20 protein-coding genes are annotated in these 22167 nt (G+C 72.1%); 7 read left to right on the top strand and 13 right to left on the bottom strand.

The window, feature by feature from the left end; translation table 11 throughout:
* Positions 1–219: 219 nt before the first annotated feature.
* Positions 220–2034 carry an ABC-F family ATP-binding cassette domain-containing protein gene (locus ACH4NX_RS16830; RefSeq protein WP_351388943.1) on the bottom strand — a complete coding sequence of 605 codons (1815 nt, stop codon included), beginning with the start codon at positions 2032–2034 and terminating at the stop codon, positions 220–222.
* A 156-nt stretch (positions 2035–2190) separates the two neighbouring features.
* Between ACH4NX_RS16830 and ACH4NX_RS16825 the strand changes: the two genes are divergently transcribed.
* Entirely contained in the window at positions 2191–2790 is a 600-nt protein-coding gene (locus ACH4NX_RS16825; RefSeq protein WP_351388945.1) for a Uma2 family endonuclease, read from the top strand.
* A gap of 16 nt (positions 2791–2806) precedes the next feature.
* On the opposite strand, the gene ACH4NX_RS16820 is transcribed toward ACH4NX_RS16825, so the two are convergent.
* The 6 genes from ACH4NX_RS16820 to rsmI all read right to left on the bottom strand — a co-directional run bounded on the left by ACH4NX_RS16820 (position 2807) and on the right by rsmI (position 8431).
* Positions 2807–3703 carry a 4-(cytidine 5'-diphospho)-2-C-methyl-D-erythritol kinase gene (locus ACH4NX_RS16820; RefSeq protein WP_351388947.1) on the bottom strand — a complete coding sequence of 299 codons (897 nt, stop codon included), beginning with the start codon at positions 3701–3703 and terminating at the stop codon, positions 2807–2809.
* A 7-nt stretch (positions 3704–3710) separates the two neighbouring features.
* Complete coding sequence (gene rsmA / locus ACH4NX_RS16815; protein ID WP_351388949.1) at positions 3711–4586, bottom strand: 16S rRNA (adenine(1518)-N(6)/adenine(1519)-N(6))-dimethyltransferase RsmA; 876 nt, start codon at positions 4584–4586, stop codon at positions 3711–3713.
* 162 nt (positions 4587–4748) lie between these two features.
* Positions 4749–5963, bottom strand: coding sequence for a ubiquitin-like domain-containing protein (locus tag ACH4NX_RS16810; RefSeq protein WP_398127625.1), 1215 nt, complete (start codon positions 5961–5963; stop codon positions 4749–4751).
* A gap of 100 nt (positions 5964–6063) precedes the next feature.
* Positions 6064–6951, bottom strand: coding sequence for a TatD family hydrolase (locus ACH4NX_RS16805; RefSeq protein ID WP_351388953.1), 888 nt, complete (start codon positions 6949–6951; stop codon positions 6064–6066).
* Positions 6952–6992: 41 nt separating this feature from the next.
* Complete coding sequence (locus ACH4NX_RS16800; protein WP_398127676.1) at positions 6993–7415, bottom strand: hypothetical protein; 423 nt, start codon at positions 7413–7415, stop codon at positions 6993–6995.
* Positions 7416–7582: 167 nt separating this feature from the next.
* Positions 7583–8431 (bottom strand): 16S rRNA (cytidine(1402)-2'-O)-methyltransferase, encoded by an 849-nt coding sequence (rsmI, locus tag ACH4NX_RS16795; protein ID WP_398127624.1) that lies wholly within the window; start codon positions 8429–8431, stop codon positions 7583–7585.
* Positions 8432–8593: 162 nt separating this feature from the next.
* Between rsmI and ACH4NX_RS16790 the strand changes: the two genes are divergently transcribed.
* From ACH4NX_RS16790 to ACH4NX_RS16770, 5 genes are all read left to right on the top strand, one after another.
* Positions 8594–10339: a dolichyl-phosphate-mannose--protein mannosyltransferase gene (locus ACH4NX_RS16790; RefSeq protein WP_398127623.1), complete on the top strand. Its 1746-nt coding sequence runs from the start codon at positions 8594–8596 to the stop codon at positions 10337–10339.
* Positions 10340–10606: 267 nt separating this feature from the next.
* Positions 10607–11113 (top strand): DUF6232 family protein, encoded by a 507-nt coding sequence (locus ACH4NX_RS16785; RefSeq protein WP_398127622.1) that lies wholly within the window; start codon positions 10607–10609, stop codon positions 11111–11113.
* Complete coding sequence (locus tag ACH4NX_RS16780) at positions 11110–11424, top strand: hypothetical protein (RefSeq protein ID WP_351388962.1); 315 nt, start codon at positions 11110–11112, stop codon at positions 11422–11424. The genes ACH4NX_RS16785 and ACH4NX_RS16780 overlap by 4 nt, the downstream gene beginning before the upstream one ends.
* A gap of 338 nt (positions 11425–11762) precedes the next feature.
* The gene (locus ACH4NX_RS16775; protein WP_398127621.1) at positions 11763–13388 is read left to right on the top strand and encodes a penicillin-binding transpeptidase domain-containing protein; all 1626 of its coding nucleotides are present in this window, start codon (positions 11763–11765) and stop codon (positions 13386–13388) included.
* A gap of 125 nt (positions 13389–13513) precedes the next feature.
* Positions 13514–15187: a penicillin-binding transpeptidase domain-containing protein gene (locus tag ACH4NX_RS16770; protein ID WP_398127620.1), complete on the top strand. Its 1674-nt coding sequence runs from the start codon at positions 13514–13516 to the stop codon at positions 15185–15187.
* 34 nt (positions 15188–15221) lie between these two features.
* On the opposite strand, the gene ACH4NX_RS16765 is transcribed toward ACH4NX_RS16770, so the two are convergent.
* Positions 15222–15599 (bottom strand): SsgA family sporulation/cell division regulator, encoded by a 378-nt coding sequence (locus tag ACH4NX_RS16765; protein ID WP_351388966.1) that lies wholly within the window; start codon positions 15597–15599, stop codon positions 15222–15224.
* A 252-nt stretch (positions 15600–15851) separates the two neighbouring features.
* Here ACH4NX_RS16765 and ACH4NX_RS16760 point away from each other — a divergent pair, with 252 nt between their 5' ends.
* The gene (locus ACH4NX_RS16760; RefSeq protein ID WP_398127675.1) at positions 15852–17090 is read left to right on the top strand and encodes a serine hydrolase domain-containing protein; all 1239 of its coding nucleotides are present in this window, start codon (positions 15852–15854) and stop codon (positions 17088–17090) included.
* Here ACH4NX_RS16760 and ACH4NX_RS16755 read toward each other — a convergent pair.
* The 5 genes from ACH4NX_RS16755 to ACH4NX_RS16735 form a co-directional block, all read right to left on the bottom strand.
* Positions 17070–17345, bottom strand: coding sequence for a DUF1876 domain-containing protein (locus tag ACH4NX_RS16755; protein WP_398127619.1), 276 nt, complete (start codon positions 17343–17345; stop codon positions 17070–17072). The two genes, ACH4NX_RS16760 and ACH4NX_RS16755, sit on opposite strands and share 21 nt — an antisense overlap.
* Before the next feature lie 118 nt (positions 17346–17463).
* Positions 17464–18309 (bottom strand): DMT family transporter, encoded by an 846-nt coding sequence (locus tag ACH4NX_RS16750; protein ID WP_351388969.1) that lies wholly within the window; start codon positions 18307–18309, stop codon positions 17464–17466.
* On the bottom strand, positions 18306–18818 hold the full coding sequence (locus tag ACH4NX_RS16745) for a YbaK/EbsC family protein (protein WP_351388971.1): 513 nt from the start codon (positions 18816–18818) through the stop codon (positions 18306–18308). Before ACH4NX_RS16745 ends, ACH4NX_RS16750 begins: the two co-directional genes overlap by 4 nt.
* 188 nt (positions 18819–19006) lie before the next feature.
* Complete coding sequence (locus ACH4NX_RS16740) at positions 19007–21253, bottom strand: MMPL family transporter (protein WP_398127618.1); 2247 nt, start codon at positions 21251–21253, stop codon at positions 19007–19009.
* 202 nt (positions 21254–21455) lie between these two features.
* Positions 21456–22055, bottom strand: a complete 600-nt coding sequence (locus ACH4NX_RS16735; RefSeq protein ID WP_351388974.1) for a TetR/AcrR family transcriptional regulator — start codon at positions 22053–22055, stop codon at positions 21456–21458.
* Positions 22056–22167 lie beyond the last annotated feature (112 nt).

Raw genomic sequence — 22167 nt, 5'->3', positions numbered from 1 at the left:
TTCTAGCCACGACCCGAGGTACGCGCTGGCCTCGAAGTCGTTGAACGGCAGTCACTCAGACAGTTCTCGGACGGCCTTTCTATCACCCGGGCACGACAGCACACCGGGCCGCGTCCGCCCCTGTACCCAAGGGAGAACCGGCCCGTGATGCCTCTGTTACGCGCCTTCACGTCCCCTGCACGCGGCGTGCGCCCGGTATCCGTACGGTTTCGGCCAGAGTCAGGCGTCCTCCGCCAGTTCCAGCCAGCGCATCTCCAGCTCCTCGCGCTGACCGGCCAGTTCGCGCAGCTCGGCGTCGAGTTCGGCCACCTTCGCGAAGTCCGTCGCGTTCTCGGCGATCCGCGCGTGCAGCTTCGTCTCCTTCTCGGAGACCTTGTCCAGCTGCCGTTCGACCTTCTGCAGCTCCTTCTTGGCGGCGCGCACGTCGGCGGCGCTCTTCACGGGCACCTCCGCGGCCGGCTTCGCCGCAACCGCCGGGGCACTGGACGCGGCGGCCTCCTCCATCCGCCTGCGGCGCTCCAGGTACTCGTCGATGCCGCGCGGCAGCATCCGCAGCGCGCCGTCACCGAGCAGGGCGAAGACCCGGTCGGTGGTGCGCTCCACGAAGAACCGGTCGTGGGAGATGACGATCATCGACCCGGGCCAGCCGTCGAGTACGTCCTCCAGCTGGGTCAGGGTCTCGATGTCGAGGTCGTTGGTGGGCTCGTCGAGGAAGAGGACGTTGGGCTCGTCCATGAGGAGGCGGAGCAGCTGGAGCCGCCGCCGCTCACCGCCGGACAGGTCGCCGACCGGTGTCCACTGCTTCTCCTTGCCGAAGCCGAACGTCTCGCACAGCTGCCCCGCGGTCATCTCCCGGCCCTTGCCGAGGTCGACGCGCTCGCGGACGCTCTGCACGGCCTCCAGCACCCGCCAGGCGGGGTCGAGTTCGGCGACCTCCTGGGAGAGGTACGCCAGCTTGACCGTCCTGCCGACCTTGACGTGCCCGCCCGCGGGCTGCTCCTCCCCGTCGCTGAACGCGGCGTTCGCGAGGTCCCGCAGCAGGGAGGTCTTGCCGGCGCCGTTGACTCCGACGAGGCCGATGCGGTCGCCGGGGCCGAGCTGCCAGGTGACGTGCTTGAGCAGCACCTTGGGACCGGCCTGGACGGTCACGTCCTCCAGGTCGAACACGGTCTTGCCGAGCCGCGACGACGCGAACTTCATCAGCTCGCCGCTGTCCCGGGGCGGCGGCACGTCCGCGATCAGCTCGTTGGCGGCCTCGACGCGGAAGCGGGGCTTGGAGGTGCGGGCGGGGGCACCGCGCCGCAGCCAGGCCAGCTCCTTGCGGACCAGGTTCTGCCGCTTGGTCTCCTCGGTGGCGGCGATGCGCTCGCGTTCGGCGCGGGCGAAGACGTAGTCGGTGTAGCCGCCCTCGTACTCGAAGACGTCGCCGCGCTGCACGTCCCACATACGGGTGCAGACCTGGTCGAGGAACCAGCGGTCGTGGGTGACGCAGACGAGCGCGGAGCGGCGCTCGCGCAGGTGCCTGGCCAGCCAGGCGATGCCCTCGACGTCGAGGTGGTTGGTGGGCTCGTCGAGGACGACGAGGTCCTGCTCGTCGATGAGCAGCTTGGCGAGCGCGATCCGGCGCCGCTCGCCGCCGGAGAGCGGCCCGATGACGGTGTCCAGGCCCTGCGGGAAGCCCGGCATGTCCAGCCCGCCGAACAGTCCGGTCAGCACGTCCCTGATCTTGGCGTTGCCCGCCCACTCGTGGTCGGCGAGGTCGCCGATGACCTCGTGGCGGACGGTGGCCCCGGGATCGAGGGAGTCGTGCTGGGTGAGGACACCGAGCCGCAGCCCGCCGGAGTGGGTGACGCGGCCGGTGTCCGGGTCCTCCAGCCTGGCGAGCATCCGGATCATGGTCGTCTTGCCGTCGCCGTTACGGCCGACGACACCGATGCGGTCGCCTTCGGATACGCCGAGGGACACGCCGTCGAGGAGCGCACGGGTGCCGTACACCTTGGTGACGTTCTCGACATTGACCAGGTTGACGGCCATTTCTCTCCTGACTGGGGGACGATCAGCCTTCCAGCGTAGGCCCTTCGGGGGGTGGGGTGACGCGGACGGGGTTCGTCACTCTTTGTGGTGACGCATGTCGGACCCGTCCGGCTACGGTGGGGAGCAGGCAGCAGGATCCCGCCCATGGGAGGAACCATGACCGCCGAGTCCGTAGAGCACCGCCGCCGCCAGCAGTGGCCGATGCCGCCCGTGGACGGTTACACCGTGGACGACCTGTTCACACTGCCTGATCTCCCGCCGCACACCCAGCTGATCGACGGGAGCCTGGTTTTCGTGAGTCCGCAGCGCGCCTTTCACGCCGACGCGATCGACCTTCTGGTCAGTGGCCTTCGGCAGTTCGTGCCGCCGGGTTTCAGGGTCAAACGAGAGATGACCATCATCCTCGATCAGCACAACGGCCCCGAGCCCGATGTGAGCGTCATCCGAACCGACGCCATCACCGGGCCGGGCCAGACGAACTATGCGGCGAAGGACGTCCTCCTCGCCATTGAGGTCGTCTCCCCGGATTCGGAATCGCGTGACCGCACGACGAAGCCGCAGAAGTACGCGGCTGCGGGAATCGCGAACTTCTGGCGCGTCGAGCAGGGCGGATCAGGCGGCAGGCCCATCATCCACGTATACGAACTCGATCCGATGACCAACGCCTATGTACACATGGGCATGCACCGTGAACGGATCAAGGTCGACAAGCCCTACTCCATCGACATCGACCTGACCGCCATCGACGAGCTCTGACCCCGACCGAGCCCCCTCAGACCACCGTCGCCCCCGCCACCGCCCCCACCGCCGTACGCACGTCACGGCACGTCCCCGACGCCCGCAGTACCCCGGCGATGTCCGACGCCGACCTCGCGTCGGTGGCGAGGAAGGCCGTCGTCGGTCCCGAGCCCGAGACCAGGGCCGCCAGCGCGCCCGCCGCCCGGCCCGCCGCGAGGGTGTCGGACAGCTCGGGGAAGAGGGAGAGCGCGGCCGGCTGGAGGTCGTTGGTGACGGCGACGGCGAGCGCGGCGGTGTCGCCCTTGGCGAGCGCGTCGAGCACGGGCTGTGCGGCGACCGGCTCCGGAATGTCCAGGCCCTCCCCCAGCCGGTCGAACTCGCGGAAGACGGCCGGCGTGGACAGCCCGCGCGCGGCCATCGCGAAGACCCAGTGGAAGTCGCCGCCGACCTCCAGCTCCGTCAGCTTCTCGCCCCGTCCGGTGCCCAGAGCCGCCCCGCCGACCAGGCTGAACGGCACGTCGCTGCCCAGTTCGGCGCAGATCGCGAGCAGCTCGGCGCGGGAGGCGCCGGTGCCCCACAGGGCGTCGCAGGCGACCAGCGCGCCCGCGCAGTCGGCGCTGCCGCCCGCCATGCCACCGGCCACGGGGATGTCCTTGGCGATGTGCAGGTGGACGTCGGGCTCGCGCCCGTACCGCTCGGCGAGGGCGAGGGCGGCGCGGGCCGCGAGGTTGGTCCGGTCGAGGGGGACCTGGCCGGCGTCCGGGCCCTCGCAGGTGACGCGCGGGCCGTCCGCTGAGGGGGTCGCGGTGATCTCGTCGTACAGGGAGACGGCGAGGAAGACGTTGGCCAGGTCGTGGAAGCCGTCGGGGCGGGCGGCGCCGACCGCGAGCTGGACGTTGACCTTGGCGGGGACGCGGACCGTCACGCTCACTTGCTCGTCACTCCTCGTGTTCGGCGATACGCCGCTCGGCGATACGCGCGAACTCTTCCACGGTCAGTGACTCTCCGCGCGCCTGCGGCGACACGCCCGCGCCGACGAGGGCGGCCTCGGCGGCCGCCGCCGAACCGGCCCACCCGGCGAGAGCGGCCCGCAGGGTCTTGCGGCGCTGGGCGAACGCGGCGTCGACGACGGCGAAGACCTCGCGCCGGGACGCGGTGGTCTTCAGCGGCTCACTGCGCCGGACGAGTGAGACGAGCCCGCTGTCGACGTTGGGCGCGGGCCAGAAGACGTTGCGGCCGATGGAGCCGGCCCGGCGGACCTCCGCGTACCAGTTGGCCTTCACGGACGGCACGCCGTACACCCGCGAGCCGGGCCCGGCGGCGAGCCGGTCGGCGACCTCGGCCTGGACCATGACGAGGGTGCGCTCGATGGTCGGGAAGGTCTCCAGCATGTGCAGGAGGACGGGCACGGCCACGTTGTACGGCAGGTTGGCGACCAGCGCGGTCGGGGCGGGGCCCGGCAGCTCCCGCACGTGCATGGCGTCGGAGTGGACCAGCGTGAATCGGCCGGCGCGCTCGGGCATCCGGGCGGCGACGGTGGCGGGGAGGGCGCCGGCGAGGACGTCGTCGATCTCGACGGCGGTGACCCGGTCGGCGGCCTCCAGCAGGGCCAGGGTGAGCGAGCCGAGACCCGGTCCCACCTCGACCACCACGTCGTCGGGGCGTACCTCGGCGGTGCGGACGATACGGCGGACCGTGTTCGCGTCGATCACGAAGTTCTGGCCGCGCTGCTTGGTGGGGCGTACGCCGAGCGCTGCCGCGAGTTCGCGGACGTCGGCGGGACCCAGGAGGGCGTCGGAGGTGGGGCTGCTCACCCCGCAAGGGTAGCCGGGGGCGGGCGGGGCACGGCCGGGTCGTGCGCCGGCCGCGGCAGGACCCGGCAGGACGGGGCACGGCAGGACTCGGGCGCCGGGGCACGGCAGACCCGGGCGCGGGGTTTCCGGGCTACGGCCCACCGGCAGCCGGGGCGCCGTCGGTCACCCCTCCAGCCGTGCCCCGCAGTGCGGCCAGGAGTCGGCGCCGCCGCGTACGTACTGCTTCTTCGCGCGGTACGTCTGCTCCTCGGCCGGCGCGTCCTGGGGGCGGCCCTCGCCACCGAGGCTCTGCCAGGTGGGGGTGTCGAACTGGTACAGGCCGCCGTACGTCCCCGAGGGGTCGACCGCGTCCGGGCGTCCGCCCGACTCGCATGCGGCCAGTCCCTGCCAGTCCAGGTGGTCGGCGCCCCGCACGGACTCCGGCCGGGTACGGGTGCCGGCCAGTACGACCTGCGGGAGGGGTTCGCGCACCACCTCGGTGTACAGGCGGCGCGGCCTCTCCCGGACGCCGTTGACGGTGCGCACCGCGTACGTGGTGCGTCGCAGCCCGGGCCGGCCCGCCTGCTGGACGACCTCGGTGCCCCGGTAGAGGGAGGAGTCCTCGGCCCGCCGCACGCCGAACGGGATCGGGTCCTCGCGGATCTCCCGGGAGCCGGTGATCCGCAGCACCGTCACGGTCTGCCCGTCGCGGGGGAAGGCGGTCGCCGGGACGGAGACGGAGTCCTGGCCCCGCAGGGTGATCCCGGCCTCCTCGACGGCCTCGCGCACGGTCGCCGCGTTGGTGCGGACGGTGCGGGCCCGGCCGTCGGCCATGACCGTCACCACCCGCTCGGTCCGCACGTTCAGGGCGAGGCCCTCCCGCCCGATGCGCCGGGGGCCCTCGGTGGACAGGTACGCGCCCTCCGTCCGCACGCCGAGCTGCCTCAGCGCCCCCGCCACCGTCTCCGCGGTCGTCCACACCTGGCGCCGGCGGCCGTCGAGGGTGAGCAGGAGGGGCCGCCCGTAGCGGACGGCGACCTCCTCGCCGCTGGTCAGCGGGGTGCCGGGCGCGGGCACGATCGCGTCGTGGGCGCCGGTCTCGACGCCCTCCTGGGCGAGCAGCCCGGACACGTCGTCGGCGAAGGTGTGCAGCGTGCGCGGTGTGCCGTCGACGGTCAGCTCGACCGCCTTGTCCTTGGTGACGAAGGCGGTGGTGCCGCCCGCGAGGAACGCCAGGACCAGCGCGCGCGGCAGCAGCCGGCGCAGGGAACCGTCCGCGCGCCCGGCGCCCCGCTCCCGGCGCCGACGCGCGGCCCGTCCGTCGCCCGGCGGGTACGTCTCGTGCGTCTCGTACGTCGCCTCGTACGTCTCGTACGTCTCGAACTGCGTTCTGCTCACGCCGACACGCTCCAGGGGTCCGGATCGGGCCCCCAGAACCTAGCGGAGCGTTCGTCACTCCACAAAGCGGAACGACTACGCAGTGTGGCGAACCGCTTTCTCAGTACCCGAAGGCGCGGGCCGTGTTCGCGGCCAGGGCCGTCGCCAGCGTGTCCTCGTCGACGCCCCGCACCTCGGCCATGGCGCGCACCGTGACCGGCACCAGGTAGGGCGCGTTGGGCCGCCCCCGGTAGGGCACCGGCGTCAGGAAGGGCGCGTCGGTCTCCACCAGGACCAGCTCCGGCGGGGCGACGGCGAGGGCGTCGCGCAGGTTCTGGGCGTTCTTGAAGGTGACGTTGCCGGCGAACGACATGTAGTACCCGGCGCGGGCGCAGATCTCGGCCATCTCCGCGTCGCCCGAGTAGCAGTGGAAGACGGTGCGCTCGGGGGCGCCCTCCTCCTTGAGGACGCGCAGGACGTCGGTGTGGGCGTCGCGGTCGTGGATGACCAGGGCCTTGCCGTGCCGCTTGGCGATCTCGATGTGGGCGCGGAAGGACCTCTCCTGGGCCGCCTTGCCCTCGGGGCCGGTGCGGAAGTGGTCGAGGCCCGTCTCTCCGACGCCCTTGACCTGGGGGAGGGCGGCCAGCCGGTCGATCTCGGCGAGGGCGTCGTCGAGCGCCTCGTCCCCGCCGGGCTCGCGCGCCCCCTGCCTGGACCAGCCGTCGGGGTCCCCGTGCACGATGCGCGGCGCCTCGTTCGGGTGCAGGGCGACGGTGGCGTGCACGGCGTCGTACGCCGCCGCCGTCTCGGCCGCCCAGCGGGAGCCCGCGAGGTCGCAGCCGACCTGGACGACCGTCGTGACACCGACCGACGCGGCCTTGGCGAGGCCCTCCTCCACCGTGCCCGACTGCATGTCGAGGTGGGTGTGCGAGTCGGCGACCGGCACCCGGAGGGGTTCGGGGAGCGGAGGCGCGTCGTTCTTGTCGGACCGGGCGGCGTTCGAAGGCATACCCCCGATCCTACGAAAGGTCCCGCGGGGACCCGGCGGGGTCAGCTCGCCCGGCGGTGGAGGTGGAGGGCGTGCAGGAGGTCGGCGAGGTGCCAGTGCCGGCGCTCCGCCGAGGGCGCCGCAGCGGCGTCCGGCACCACCGGAACCTCCAGCGGTCCGGCCGGCGGCACCCGGTGCCGCTGTCCGGCCCCGGTACCGCGTATCGAGGCGACCCGCCCCGGCCGCATGATCCGTACGACGTGGTTGTCGCAGTTGGCGCAGGTCGGCCGGGTCAGCGGGGAGGGCACGACGCGGCCGTCCGCGACGTAGAGCACGAACTCGTGGCCGTCACCGGCCCTGTGGTGCTCGATCTCGAAGGACTGCTCCCAACCGCTGCCACAGCGCATGCAGGCGAAGGAGTACGACTCGTGGACGACGGCGGTGGCACCGGCACGCAGTCCGGTCCGTGCCGCGCTCTCACTCATGCTCATCCCGTCCCGGCTCCCTCGGTCGCTGGCCGTTCCTTCCGCTCCTTCCTCCAGTGGACTCCTCCAGCGGCGGGAGCGCACCAGATCTGCCGAGTGTTTGAGCCGAATTGGGGTGCCCTTGACGGAAAGGCCGCCAAGTCAGGAACGAGTCAAAAGCGGCCGGATCAGGTCCCCGCGTTCTTCGCCGCCACCACCGCGTCGAACACCTCGCGCTTGGGCACGCCCACCTGTGCGGCCACCGCGGCGATCGCCTCCTTGCGCCGCTCGCCGGCCTCCTCGCGCACCCGCACCCTGCGCACCAGCTCCTCGGCGCCGAACTCCTCGGGTCCCTTGTCCGGGGCGCCCTCGACGACGACGGTGATCTCGCCGCGCACCCCCTCGGCGGCCCACTCGGCGAGTTCCCGGAGGGGACCGCGCCTGACCTCCTCGTAGGTCTTGGTCAGTTCCCGGCAGACGGCCGCCCGCCGGTCGGTGCCGAAGACCTCGGCCATGGCGGCGAGGGTGTCGTCGAGGCGGTGCGGGGCCTCGAAGTAGACGAGGGTCCGGCGTTCCCCGGCGACCTCGCGCAGCCGCGAGAGCCGCTCGCCGGCCTTGCGCGGCAGGAAGCCCTCGAAGCAGAACCGGTCGACCGGCAGTCCGGACAGGGCGAGCGCGGTGAGTACGGCGGACGGGCCGGGCACGGCGGTGACCCGGACGTCCCGCTCGACGGCGGCGGCGACCAGCCGGTAGCCGGGGTCGGACACCGAGGGCATCCCGGCGTCGGTCACGAGCAGCACCCGCGCGCCGCCCGCCAGCTCCTCGACCAGCTCGGGCGTACGCGCGGACTCGTTGCCCTCGAAGTACGACACGACACGCCCCTTGGGCGTGACGCCGAGCGCCTGGGTGAGCCGGCGCAGCCGCCGGGTGTCCTCGGCGGCGACGACGTCCGCGCCGGCCAGTTCCTCGGCGAGTCGCGGCGGGGCGTCCCGGACGTCGCCGATGGGGGTGCCCGCGAGTACAAGGGTTCCAGTCACGCCCCCATCCTCCCAGGAGCGGACGGGCGTCCTCCCAGGAGCGGGCGTCCGTCGTCCCAGGAGCGGGCGTCCGTCCTCGCGGGGGTGGACGGACGCCGGACGCATCCGACCGGTCCGGGGCATGCGCGGGACGTGCACAGTACGGTTCCCTACGATGGCGCGGTGACCAGTACCGCGTCCTCCACGGACACCCGGCAGGACCAGGCCCCGCCCGACCAGCGGCCCACCTGGCAGCAGCGGCTGCGCCGCTTCGGCTACACGGCACCGCCCGCGGCCGACGACGTCCGCGACCGGCTGGTGCCGCCGTACACGCGCCCCGGCCCCCGCCTGTGGGCCTTTCTCGGGCCGGCCAAGGCGCCGGCCGACCGGATCGTGCGCTGGTCGGCCTGGGGCGGGCCGCTGCTGGTGGCGCTGCTGGCGGGCGTGCTGCGGTTCTGGAACCTGGGCAGCCCGAAGGCGGTGATATTCGACGAGACGTACTACGCCAAGGACGCCTGGGCGCTGATCCACCGCGGTTTCGAGGTCAACTGGGAGAAGAACGCCAACGACCTGATCCTGAACTCGGGCGGCGACGTCCCGGTCCCGACGGACGCGGCGTACGTCGTGCATCCGCCGGTCGGCAAGTACGTCATCGGGCTGGGCGAGCTGCTGTTCGGGTTCGACCCGTTCGGCTGGCGGTTCATGACGGCGCTGCTCGGCACGCTGTCGGTGCTGCTGCTGTGCCGGATCGGGCGCCGGCTGTTCCGCTCCACGTTCCTGGGGTGCCTGGCGGGCGCGCTGATGGCGGTGGACGGCCTGCACTTCGTGATGAGCCGCACCGCGCTGCTGGACAGCGTGCTGATGTTCTTCGTGCTGGCGGCCTTCGGCTGCCTGGTCGCCGACCGCGACTGGGCCCGCCGGAGACTCGCCGCCGCGCTGCCGGTGGACGCCGACGGCCGGGTACGTCCGGACGCGCACCTCGCCGAGACCTTCCGCTTCGGGTGGCGGCCGTGGCGGCTGGCGGCGGGGCTGATGCTGGGCCTGGCCGCGGCCACCAAGTGGAACGGTCTGTACATCATGGCGGCCTTCTGCGTGATGGCCGTGCTGTGGGACGTCGGCACCCGCCGGGTCGCGGGCGCGCACCGGCCCCGGCTGGCGGTGCTGCGGTACGACCTGGGCTGGGCGTTCCTGTCGACGGTGCCGGTCGCGCTCGTCACGTACGTGCTGTCCTGGCTGGGCTGGATCTTCTCCCCCGCCGACGGCACCGGCGGCTACTACCGCGACTGGGCGGCGACCGACGGCAAGGACAGCTCCTGGTCGTGGCTCTTCCCGGACTGGTGGCGCAGCCTGTGGCACTACGAGTCGCAGGTCCTCGAGTTCCACACCCACCTCACGTCGCCGCACACCTACGAGTCGAACCCGTGGAGCTGGATCGTCCTGGGCCGTCCGGTCTCCTACTTCTACGAGTCGCCGGCGGCCGGTTCGGACGGCTGCCCGGCCGACGCCGGCCAGAAGTGCGCCCGCGAGGTGCTGGCGCTCGGCACGCCGCTGCTGTGGTGGGTGGGCGTCTTCGCGCTGCTGTACGTGCTGTGGCGCTGGGTCTTCCGCCGCGACTGGCGGGCGGGCGCCATCGCGTGCGGCATCGTGGCCGGCTATCTGCCCTGGTTCTTCTACCAGGAGCGCACGATCTTCCTCTTCTACGCCGTCGTCTTCCTGCCGTTCCTGTGCCTGGCGGTGGCGATGCTGCTGGGGGCGATCGTGGGCCGGCCGGGCTGCGGCGACACCCGGCGGGTCGCGGGGGCGACGGCGGCGGGCGTGCTGGTGCTGCTGATCGCGTGGAACTTCATCTACTTCTGGCCGATCTACACCGGCACCCCGATCCCGATGGACGACTGGCGGGCGCGGATGTGGCTGGATACATGGGTCTGAGGGGCCCGATCGGACGGTGACCCGGATCATGATTCGGAGCCAGGTTCGAGTCATGATCCGGAACGTCCGCCCAGTGATCCTTTCCGGAAGCGACAGGCCGCCTCGGCGACGGCACCGAAAGCGATCCGGTCACCAGAACACCATTCTCCCCCGTATACCCCCGCCGCCCCTCGCGGCTCCATACGGTCGGCTCCTCATCAAGGCCAGGCGCGTGACCGCGCACCCGGTGGGTGACACCCATCGCGCCGAAAACAGGGGGAGCGGCAATTGGCCTACTCACGCGGTACGACGGACGTGCACATCAGCAAGGGCGCGCTGTGGATCGGGTCGGACACCTATCCGCTGCGCAACATCGCGCACACGTCGCTACGAGCACTTCACCCGGACCGTGCCGCCGCCCGGTCGAAGTTCGTCAAGGGCCTGATCGGCCAGCTGATCCTGTTCTTCTTCGGGATCGGGCTCGCGCAGGTGTCGGTGTTCGTCGGCCTGGCGGTGATTCTCGCCGCGACCGCTTTCGCGGTCCGCGGCTACCTGGAACTCCAGAAGGTCCTGAACGCCCCGACGCTCCACGTCCTCCAGATCACCACGTCGGGCAATCCGCAGACCGCCCTCACCACGGACGACAGGGCGGCGCTGGAGGGCCTCTTCCGCCAGCTGATGGAGGCGATGGACAACCCGGAGGTCCAGGTTCACCTCCAGATGCCCACGTACACGATCACCGGCGACCACATCTACCAGTACGGCGACCGCAACACCGGGAAGGTGACCACGTGAGCGGCGACTCGGTCACGCAGTTCGGCAACCAGAACATCGGCATCATCAAGAACCAGGGGGCGGTGGATCCGCAGGCCGCGCTTCAGCAGATGATCGGCGCCGCGCTGTCGCTGCGTGAGCAGGTCTCCGCCGACGACCGGGCGGTCATCGACACCGCCCTGGACGTGATCCGGGACCAGGGGCCGGCCGATCCGGGCCGGTTCCGTCAGGCGCTGGCCGGGATCGCGGGCATCGCGGCCCTGGTCGGCGAGGTGGGCGCCCCGGCGCTCGGCGCGGCGACCCGGCTGATGGAGGCGCTCGGCCTGCGGTGAGAGGCGCGGGACGGCCGACGGGCCGGCAGAGGGGCAGACCGGGCGGAACGGCGCGGGACTGACGCCGGCGCGGATCGGCGGCCGTCCCGCGTCGGCCGTCCCCCGCGTCGGCCGTCCCCCGCGTCGGGCTGCCCCGCGCAGCCACCCCGCACCGGACCGCCCGCGCGGCCATACCGCGCCGGCCGCCCCGTCGGCGTCCCGTCGGACGTTCGCCACGCTAACGATTACGTCACCCCCTCACCTCGCGCCCCCTGCCCCGCATACAGTTCGGAGTCGACCACGTCTTCTGAACGTGTTCAGAAGACGTCACAGAGGCACCCACGGGAGGGGAAAGCGCGATGCGCAAGGGGGTGAAGGCCGCCGTCATAGGCGGCGTGTTCGCCGTGATGGTGGGCGGGGCCGGATACGGCACCTACAACGTCGTGTCGGCACTGGACGGGGGCTCGGGCGCCGCCGGAGGGTCGGTCAAGAGCGGACCGCCGAGCGGCGACGAGGTCGAGGAGACGGCGGAGAAGTTCTTCACGGCCTGGGAGAAGGGCGACGCGACCGCGGCGGCCTCCCACACGAACAACTCCACGGCCGCCGGGACGATGCTGACGGCCTACGGCGAGGAAGCGCACATCACCGGCGTCGAGATCACGCCCGGCGAGGCGACCGGCACCGCCGTGCCGTTCACGGTGAAGGCGAAGGTGTCCTACGAGGGCGCGTCCAAGCCGCTGACGTACAAGAGCGAGCTGACGGTGGTGCGGGGCGAGACCAGCGGACGCGCGCTGGTCGACTGGCAGGCCTCCGTCGTCCACCCGGACCTGAAGGACAGCGACACCCTGGTGACCGAGGAGTCGGCGACCCCGCAGATCCAGGCGGTCGGCCGCGACGGCGCCGTGCTGACCAAGGAGAAGTACCCCTCGCTCGGCCCGGTCCTCGCCACGCTCCGGGAGAAGTACGGTGCCCAGGCGGGCGGCACCCCCGGCGTGGAGCTGGTGGTCCGGCACGGGAACGACGGCGGGCCGGACACCCCGCTGCTGACCCTGACCGAGGGCAAGCCCGGCAAGCTGGAGACGACGCTCAGCGCGAGCGTGCAGGCGGCGGCCGAGAAGGCGGTGAAGCGGTACGGCGAGTCGTCCGTGGTGGCCGTCGAGCCGAGCACCGGCGAGGTACTGGCCGTGGCGAACAACCGTGCGGACGGCTTCAACGCCGCCTTCCAGGGACGGGCCGCCCCCGGCTCCACCATGAAGATCGTCACCGCGGCGATGCTCATCGACAACGGCGTGACCTCGATGGACGGCCCGGCCCCCTGCCCGGACACGGCGACCTGGCAGAGCCAGACCTTCAAGAACCTCACCGGCATGCCCGCCAACGAGGGCGCCACCCTCGCCAACACCTTCTTGCGGTCCTGCAACACGGGCTTCATCAAGCTCATCGACGAGGAACCGCTCACGGACGCCTCGCTGACGGCGGAGGCCGAGGAGCGCTTCGGGCTGGGACGCGACGACTGGAAGACCGGCATCGTCTCCTTCGACGGCAAGGTCCCCGCCGTGAGCGGCCCGGACCGCGCGGCCAACGCCATCGGCCAGGGCCAGGTCCAGATGAACCCGCTCAACATGGCGTCCGTGACGGCGACCGCCATCACCGGCGAGTTCCGCCAGCCCTACCTGGTCTCGCCCGGCCTGGACGACCGGAAGCTCGCCACCGCCAAGGGCCTGCCGCAGGGTACCGCCACCCAGCTCAAGCAGATGATGCGCCTCACCGCCACCCAGGGCACCGCCCAGGAGGCCATGTCCGGGCTCGGCGGCGACATCGGCGCCAAGACGGGATCGGCCGAAGGCGACGGGAAGGCCACGTCCGACAGCTGGTTCACCGGCTTCCGGGGCGACGTCGCGGCGGCGGCCATGGTCGAGGAGGGCGGCCACGGCGGCGACGCGGCCGGCCCGATCGTGGCGGACGTACTGCGCGCGGGCGGCTGAATCCGGTCGGACGGGCCGGGCGAAAGACCCTAATGTGGTCGCCGTCGTTGAAAGCATGAAGCAAGACAACGAGGGCACCGCCGACCCCGTCCACGACGGGACAGCGCGCGGAGGAACGGGACGCAGTGGGCAGCAGAAGGGCCGCCGGCGAACGGCGGAGGACGAAACCCGCCGTGGTCGGCAGTGTGGCCGCCGTGGTCGTGGCCGGCGCCGGATTCGGTGCCTACGCGGTCTACGGCGGCCAGGCCGGCGGCGACGACACGGCCCGGACGACGGCCGCGGCGGCCGGGGAGAAGGCGAAGTCGGGCCCACTGTCGGCGGCCGAGGTCACCTCCACGGCCCAGGGCTTCCTCACCGCCTGGCAGCGGGGCGACGTCGCCGGGGCCGCCGCCGCGACCGACGACGCCGGGGCCGCGAAGGCGCTGCTCACCGGCTGGACCAAGGACGCCCGCGTCAAGGACTCCACGTTCACCGCGGGAGTCCCGGCCGGGGAGAAGGTCCCGTTCTCCGTGAAGGCCACCGTCGCCCACGAGAAGACGGCCGAGCCGCTGGCGTACGACAGCGCGCTGACCGTCGTACGCCGGGCCGGCGACGGCGAGCCGCGGGTCGACTGGCACGCCTCCGTCGTCCATCCGGAGCTGAAGGACGGCGACAAGCTGGTCACCGGGGAGGCCGGGGCCCCGCCGGTCAAGGCGCTGGACCGGGACGGCGCGGAGATCACCGCCGCGAAGTACCCCTCGCTCGGCACCGTCCTGGACGGCCTGCGCGAGAAGTACGGCGAGAAGGGCGGCGGCACCCCGGGCGTCGAACTGCGCGTGGTCCGCGGCAAGGAGTCCAAGGCGGCCAAGGCCTCCGACAAGACCCTGCTGGAGCTGAGCGAGGGCACGCCCGGCACCGTGCGGACGACCCTGGACCCCGCCCTCCAGGCCGACGCCGAGAAGCAGGTGGCCGGCAAGGCACGGGCGTCGGTGGTCCTGCTGCGCGCCTCCACGGGCGAGATCCTCGCGGTCGCCAACGGCGGCCACGGTTTCAACACCGCCTTCCAGGGCTCGCTGGCCCCCGGCTCCACGATGAAGGTCATCACCGGCTCGATGCTGATCGAGAAGAACCTGGCGTCGATGGACAGGAAACACCCCTGCCCGAAGTACTTCAGCTACGGCGGCTGGAAGTTCCAGAACGACGACGAGTTCGAGATCGAGGACGGCACCTTCAGGGCGAGCTTCGCCCGCTCCTGCAACACGGCCTTCATCAGCCAGGCCCCGAAGCTGGAGAACGACGACCTGACCAAGCAGGCGAAGGAGGTCTTCGGCCTCTCGATGAACGACTGGTCCGTCGGCGTGCCCACCTTCGACGGCTCGGTGCCGGTGCAGAGCGCGGCCCCGATGGCCGCCTCCCTCATCGGACAGGGCGGGGTGCGGATGAACCCGCTGAACATGGCGTCCGTGTCGGCGACCGTGAAGTCGGGCGGCTTCCACCAGCCGTACCTGGTCGCCCGGTCGGTCGACGGCCGCGAGTTCGCCACGGCCTCCCGCACGATGTCGGCGGCCACACTGGCCCAGCTGCGCGAGCTGATGTCCTACACGGCGGCGTACGGCACCGCGGCCGAGGCGATGGCCGGGGTGGGCGGTGACGCCGGGGCGAAGACGGGCTCGGCGGAGGTCGACGGCCAGGAGAAGCCCAACGGCTGGTTCACCGCGTACCGGGGCGACCTCGCCGCGGCGGGCGTGGTCCAGCAGGCCGGCCACGGCGGCGACACCGCGGGGCCGATCGTCGCGGCACTGCTGAAGAACGCCGGCTGACCGACCGGCGGCGCGGGACCGCGCGGCCGGTGGCTCAGTGGGCGACCGGCTGTGCCACCGCCGCGCGGGTCCGGCGCAGGAACCGGATGAGCGCCTTCGTCTCGAACTGGACCACCGAGCAGCCCTGCGGGGTGTGGAACTCGACGACGACCTGCACCCGCCCGCACGGCCACACCCGCACCTCGCCGGTCCCGGCGGGCGTGCGCAGCCCCTGTTCCAGCAGCTCCCTGGAGAAGACCCACTCGCGGGAGCCGGGACCGCGGCCCCGCGCGGGCAGTCCGACGCACACGGACCGCGGATCGCGGTCGGGGTCGTAGCGCAGCACGACGGGTATGGCTCCGCCGTCGTCCGCGTCCGCGCGATCGGTGTCCGTCAGGATGTGGGCTCGTGCGTACTGTTCGACTACGGACATCGGATCGCCCCTTACGCTGTGCCGCCGTTGCGAAAGCTGTGCGCCCACCCCGTACGCCACCTACTCCAATGTCCCATATTTCCCGGACCACACCCTTCGGGACCTATATCACATGCGAGATCGACCTTGATCCCGTTCCCGGAATCGCGGGCGGCCGGGGGCGGTTGCACCGACTGTCGCAGCGGTCGGAAGGGACGTAGGAAAGTGGGCGTGGACGTGGAAGCAGACTCGGAAGTGGACGTGGACGCGATCGTGGATGTGCGCGGCACGGTGGCCGAGGGTTTCGAGCCGGTCAGGGACGCGTTCGTACGGAACTTCACGGCGCTGGGCGACCGGGGCGCGGCGGTCGCCGTCTACCGGGACGGGCGCAAGGTCGTCGACCTGTGGGGCGGCACCAGGGACGTCGACGGCACCGCGCCCTGGCGCCGGGGCACCGCCCAGGTCGTGCGCTCGGCCACGAAGGGCGTCGCCGCCGCCGTACCACTGCTGCTGCACCAGCGCGGGGTGCTGGACCTGGACGCGCCGGTGGCCGAGTACTGGCCTCGGTTCAAGGCGCACGGCAAGGAGGGGGTGCTGGTCCGGCACGTGCTGAACCACCGGGCCGGACTGCCGGTCCTCGACCACCCGCTCACCCCGGACGAGGCGCTCGACCCGGCCCGGGGCCCGGAGGCCGTCGCCGCCCAGGAACCCGTCTGGGAGCCGGGCACCGACCACGGCTACCACGCGCTGACGTACGGGTGGCTGCTCGACGAACTGGTCCGCGGGGCGACGGGCGGGCGGAGCACCGGTGAGTGGCTCGCGGACGAGATCGCCCGGCCGCTGGGTCTGGACCTGTGGCTGGGCCTGCCGGCCGCCCAGGAGGCGGCGGGCCGGGCCGGACGGGTCGGCCGCGTCGAGGACCCCGAGCCGTCGGGGAACGGACCCCGCCTGCGCCCCAGACGTTCCGTCACCGAAGCCTACGCCGACCCCGGTTCACTCACCCGCCGGGCCTTCGCCGCGATCACGCCCTTCCCCGACCAGAACGACCCGGCGTACCGCGCCGCGGCCCTCCCCGCGACCAACGGCATCGCGACGGCCGACGGACTGGCACGCTTCTACGCGGCGCTGATCGGCGAGGTCGACGGCGAGATCGAAGGCGAACGCGACGGTGTGACGCGGCACGCGCGCCTGTTCGACACGGCCACGATGGAGCGGGCCCGCGCCCAGGAGTCGGCCGGTCCTGACCGGGTCCTCGTCGTGGGCACCCGCTTCGGCCTCGGCTACATGCTGCACGGCAGCGCGTCCCCGTTCCTGTCCCCGGGCTCCTTCGGCCACCCGGGCCGAGGCGGCGCCCTCGGCTTCGCCGACCCGGAGGCGGGCGTCGCCTTCGGCTATGTCACCAACGGCTTCCGCAGGACCGTGACGGCGGACCCGCGGGCGCAGGCGCTGGTACGGGCGGTGCGGGCAGCGCTGCGCCGGACCGGGACCGGCTCAGACGTGGATGGGGTGTGAGGTCCTCCCCGACGCCGCGTCGATGTCCTCGTGCGCCTTGGTGAGCAGTTGCATCGCCAGCTCGTTCAGCGCCCGCGCCCCCGCGACCTCCTCGCCGACTCTCGGCTGGTTGGCGTCGACGCGGTGACGGCTGGCGTGGCCGTGCGCGCGGACCTCGCTGCCGTCGGGCAGCCGCACCATCGCCACCGCCCGCGTGTGCTGGTCGTCCTCCATGAACTCCAGCTCGACATGCCACCCCACTGCGGTGTGCATCATGACGATCACCTCCGGACCTCCGGAACACCTCCTTCCAGGGTGCTCCTCGCAGCCGCCGTACGCACTATTCCGGCTGCCCGGGGCTCCTTCGCCACCCCGGACATACCGGCTGTCCCGGCTATCCCGTGTGGAGCATCAGCCCGATCCCGACGACGAGGAGGCCCGCCGCCGCGATCCGGGGCGCGCCGAACCGCTCCTTGAAGAAGAGCGCGCCGATCGCCGCGCCGACCAGGATCGAGGACTCGCGCAGGGCGGCGATCGGCGCGAGTTCGGCGCGGGTCTGCGCCCACAGGACCAGCGCGTACGCGGCGACGGACAGCACCGCGCCGAGCAGCCCGAGCCCGGCCTGCGGCCGCAGCAACGCCCAGGCCCCCGCGCGGTGGCGGTACAGGAAGTACGCCGGGAGGACCGTCCCCTGCACCGCCATCAGCCAGGCGATGTACCCGAGGGAGGACCCGGAGGCGCGTACGCCCAGCCCGTCGACGACCGTGTACACCGCGATGGTCACCCCGGTCGCCAGGGCCGCCCCGATCGCCGCCCAGTCGGGCCGGCGTCCGCGCAGTCCCCACAGGGCGACGCCGGTCAGCCCCGCGCAGGAGACCAGGATGCCGCCGGTCGCCCAGCCGTCCGGCACCTCGTGGGCGAAGGCGGCGGCGAGGACGGTGACCAGCAGTGGTGCGCTGCCGCGCGCGATCGGGTAGGCCTGGCCGAAGTCGCCCAGCCGGAAGGACCGCATCAGCAGGGCGTAGTAGGCGATGTGGACGGCGGCGGAGACCAGGAGGTACGGCCACGCGCCGGCCGCCGGGAACGCCGTGAACGGCACCAGCGCGAGTCCGATGAGCATCCCGCCGCCGGATATCAGCGCGAAGCCGGTCAGCTTGTCCGTGATCCGGTGGGCGATGGCGTTCCAGCTGGCGTGCGTGACGGCCGCGAGCAGGACGGCGGCGGTGACCAGCGGGGTCACTCGGGTCGCTCGCGCACGTCCACGACAGCGGCGCCGGCGGTGGCGACCAGTTTTCCGGGCTCCATCGGGAAGACGGCGTACGGAGTTCCGGCGGCGGCCCAGACGACCTCGTGCGCGAGGAGGGACCGGTCGGCGAGCACCCGGGTCCTGTTGCGGTGCCCGAAGGGCGGCACGCCGCCGATGGCGTATCCGGTCGTCTCCCGTACGACGTCGGCCCTGGCCCGTGTGACCTTCCCGGCGCCGAGCTCCTCGCGGACCCGCTCCAGGTCGACGCGGGAGGCGCCGTCCATGAGGACCAGCACCGGCACGCCGTCGGCGGCGAAGATGAGCGACTTGCAGATCTGGTTCAGCTCGCACCCGAGCGCGGCGGCGGCCTCGGCGGCGGTGCGGGTGGCCTCCGGGAAGCGCCGGGCCCGTCCGGCCAGTTCACCGAGGCCGAGTCCGTGCAGGGCCTCGGCGAAACGGGGGTGGGCGGCGGGGGCCGCGGAGGCGTCGTCGGTCGTCGTCATGGACGGCACCGTAGCGGTACGTGTAGCGGGCAGGCGACCGGTTCGCGGCGTACCCGCGCAAGAGGAAGCCGGTGAGGGCGGCCCCGTCCCCACGGAAGCCCTCACCGGCTGGTCTGTCGTCCTCCGGTCAGCCCTGTCGGTCCTGTCGGGTCCCGTCAGTTCTGTCGGAGGCTGTCAGAGGCGGAACGTCAGGTGCGTACCAGCTCCCGGTCCTCGTCGGGGCCCGGACCCCGCTCGTCGGCCGTGCGCAGGCCCTCGCCCTCGACGTCCACGTTGGGCAGGGCGCGGTCCAGCCACTTCGGCAGCCACCAGGCCCTCTTGCCGAGCAGGGCGAGCACCGCCGGGACGATGGCCATACGGACGACGAACGCGTCGAAGAAGACGGCGATCGCCAGCCCGAAACCGATCATCTTGATCATCGACTCGCTGGAGCCGACGAAGCCCGCGAAGACCGCCATCATGATGACCGCCGCGGCCGAGACGACCCTCGCACCGTGCTTGAAGCCGGTCACGACCGCCTGGTCGGGCTTCTCGCCGTGGACGTAGGCCTCCCGCATACGGGTGACCAGGAAGACCTCGTAGTCCATCGCCAGGCCGAAGACCACGCCGACCATGAAGATCGGCATCATCGACATGACCGGACCGGTCTCCTCGACGCCCAGCAGGCCGGACAGCCAGCCCCACTGGAAGACCGCGACGACGGCGCCGAGGGCCGCCATGACGGAGAGCAGGAAGCCGAGGGCCGCCTTCAGCGGGACCAGGATCGAGCGGAACACCACGATCAGGAGCAGGAAGGCCAGGCCGACGACGAGGACCAGGTACGGCAGCAGCGCGTCGTTCAGCTTCTCGCTGACGTCGATGTTCATCGCCGTCGAGCCGGTGACCAGGGTCTCCGCGCCGGTGTCCGCCTTGATGTCGCCGCCCGCGTTGCGGATGGCGTGCACCAGGTCCTCGGTCTGGACGGAGGACGGCTTGGAGTCCGGGATCACGGTGATCGTCGCGGTGTCGCCGCCCTTGTTGGGTGCGGGCGGGGTCACCGCCACGACGTCGTCGAGGTTCTTGATCTCGTTCGAGACGTCGGTGAACACCTGCTGCGGGGCGTCGCTGCCCTTGGCGTCCACGACGACCATCAGCGGACCGTTGAAGCCCGGCCCGAAGCCCTCCGAAAGCAGGTCGTACGCCCTGCGCTGGGTGGTGGACGTCGGCTGGGAGCCGTCGTCGGGCAGGCCCAGTTCCAGGGAGGCCGCGGGGATCGCGGCGGCTCCGAGACCGATGACGCCCAGGAGCAGGACGGCCAGCGGGCGGCGGACGACGAAGCGCGCCCAGCGGGTGCCCAGGTTCTCCTTCGGCTGATGGTCCGTCTTCTCCGAACCCTCGCGCTTGTCCGAGCCCTTGCGGCCGCCGCCCAGGAGCTTGCTCTTCGCGCCGACCGGCTTGACCCTGCGGCCGGCGTAGCCGAGCAGCGCGGGGACCATCGTCAGGGCGATCAGGACCGCGATGGCGACGGTGGCGGCCGCCGCGATGCCCATCTTGGTCAGCATCGGGATGTTGACGACCGCGAGGCCGACCAGGGCGATGACGACCGTGAGTCCGGCGAAGACGACCGCCGAGCCCGCGGTGCCGACCGCCCGGCCCGCGGCTTCCTCGCGCTCACGGCCGTCGGCGAGTTCGGCGCGGTAGCGGGAGACGATGAACAGGGCGTAGTCGATGCCGACCGCGAGGCCGATCATCATCGCCAGGATGGAGGTGGTGGAGCCCAGCTCAAGCGCGCTGGCCAGCGCCGTGATCGAGGCGACGCCGATGCCGACGCCGATCAGGGCCGTGAGGAGGGGCAGACCGGCCGCGACCAGCGAGCCGAAGGTGATGACGAGGACGACGGCGGCCACCGCGATGCCGATGATCTCCGTGGTGCCGGTGTGCGGGACGGCCTGGAGCGCGTCACCGCCGACCTCGACACTCAGCCCGGCGTCGCGCGCCTGCTGGGCGGCGTCCTCCAGGGCGTCCTTGGTGGTCTCCTCCAGCTCCATGCCGGAGACGTCGTACTTCACCGACGCGTAGGCGATCGTGCCGTCCTGGCTGACGGCGTTGCCCGTGTAGGGGTCGGCGACCGAGGCGACCTCGGAGCCGTCCGCCAGTTCGCCGACGGTCTTCTCGACGGTCGCCTTGTTCCCGGCGTCCGTCATCTTCTCGCCGGACGGTGCCTTGAAGACGACGCGTGCGGTCGCCCCGTCGGCGCTGGTGCCGGGGAAGCGCTCCTCCAGCAGGTCGAAGGCCTTCTGGGCCTCGGTGCCGGGGATGGAGAAGGAGGTGGTGCCGGCGGGCGGGGCAGTGGCCGCGCCGACGCCCGCGAGCGTCAGCAGCGCCACCCATATCAGGGCGACGAAATGCCGCCGGCGGAAGGCGAGCCGGCCGAGTTTGTAGAGGAACGTGGCCACGAGGGCGTACTCCCGGTCAGGTCGTGGGATCTTCAGGGCAGGGGTGATCGGCCCGACGACGTGAGCGGTGACGTCAGATGGGGCTCAGGTGGGAATCAGATGGATCTCAGGTGGGGATCAGCCCGGGGACGTGTCCGGGGTGGCATGTCTGGGTGACGTGCCCGGGGTGACGCGTCCGGAGTGACGTGCCTGGGGCGACGTGTCAGGTGGTGGGGACGCCGAGGGCGGGGAGGATCACGGCGTCGATGTAGGAGGTGAGGAAGGCCTGCGTCGGTGGCTGGTCCTCGATCAGCGCGCGGGTGACGAAACCGCCGACCAGCATGGGCACGAGGAAGTCCAGTGCCGGACAGCCCGGTCTGATCTCACCCCGGTCGACGGCGCGTTCCAGCAGGCGCCGGAACTCCACCATCTCGGGTTCGATGAGCTGTTCCCGGAAGGCCTGGCGCAGGTCCGGGTTCTGGTGGAGCGCCATGGCCAGACCTCGCATCAGGGCGGAGTTCTGTTCCATGGTGCAGTCGTCGTCGTGGGCGATGAGCGCGTGCAGATCGCCCCGCAGCGTGCCGGTGTCGACCTCACCGATCTCACCGGGCTTGTTGTGCCGCACGGCCTTGACGACCAGCTCGGCCTTGCCGCCCCACTGGCGGTAGAGCGTCGCCTTGCTGGACCGGGTGCGGGCCGCCACGGCGTCCATGGTGAGGGCGTCGTAGCCGACTTCGCGGAGCAGGTCGAGCACGGCCTCGTACAGCTCGGCCTCGCGCTCGGGAGTGATCCGACTGCGGCGCGCGGTGGTGACCACGGTCATCTCGCTCGCTCCTCTCGCCCACTCCGTCGTCCACTCCACTGAACGACACCGTTTCGTACAAGACCAAGGTACTCCACCCCTCTAGCGAAACGAAACGGTTTCGTTCGTGGTC

The organism is Streptomyces sp. NPDC017225 (assembly GCF_044331465.1).
Lineage (GTDB): Bacteria > Actinomycetota > Actinomycetes > Streptomycetales > Streptomycetaceae > Streptomyces.
This window is presented reverse-complemented; position numbering and strand designations above follow the sequence as displayed.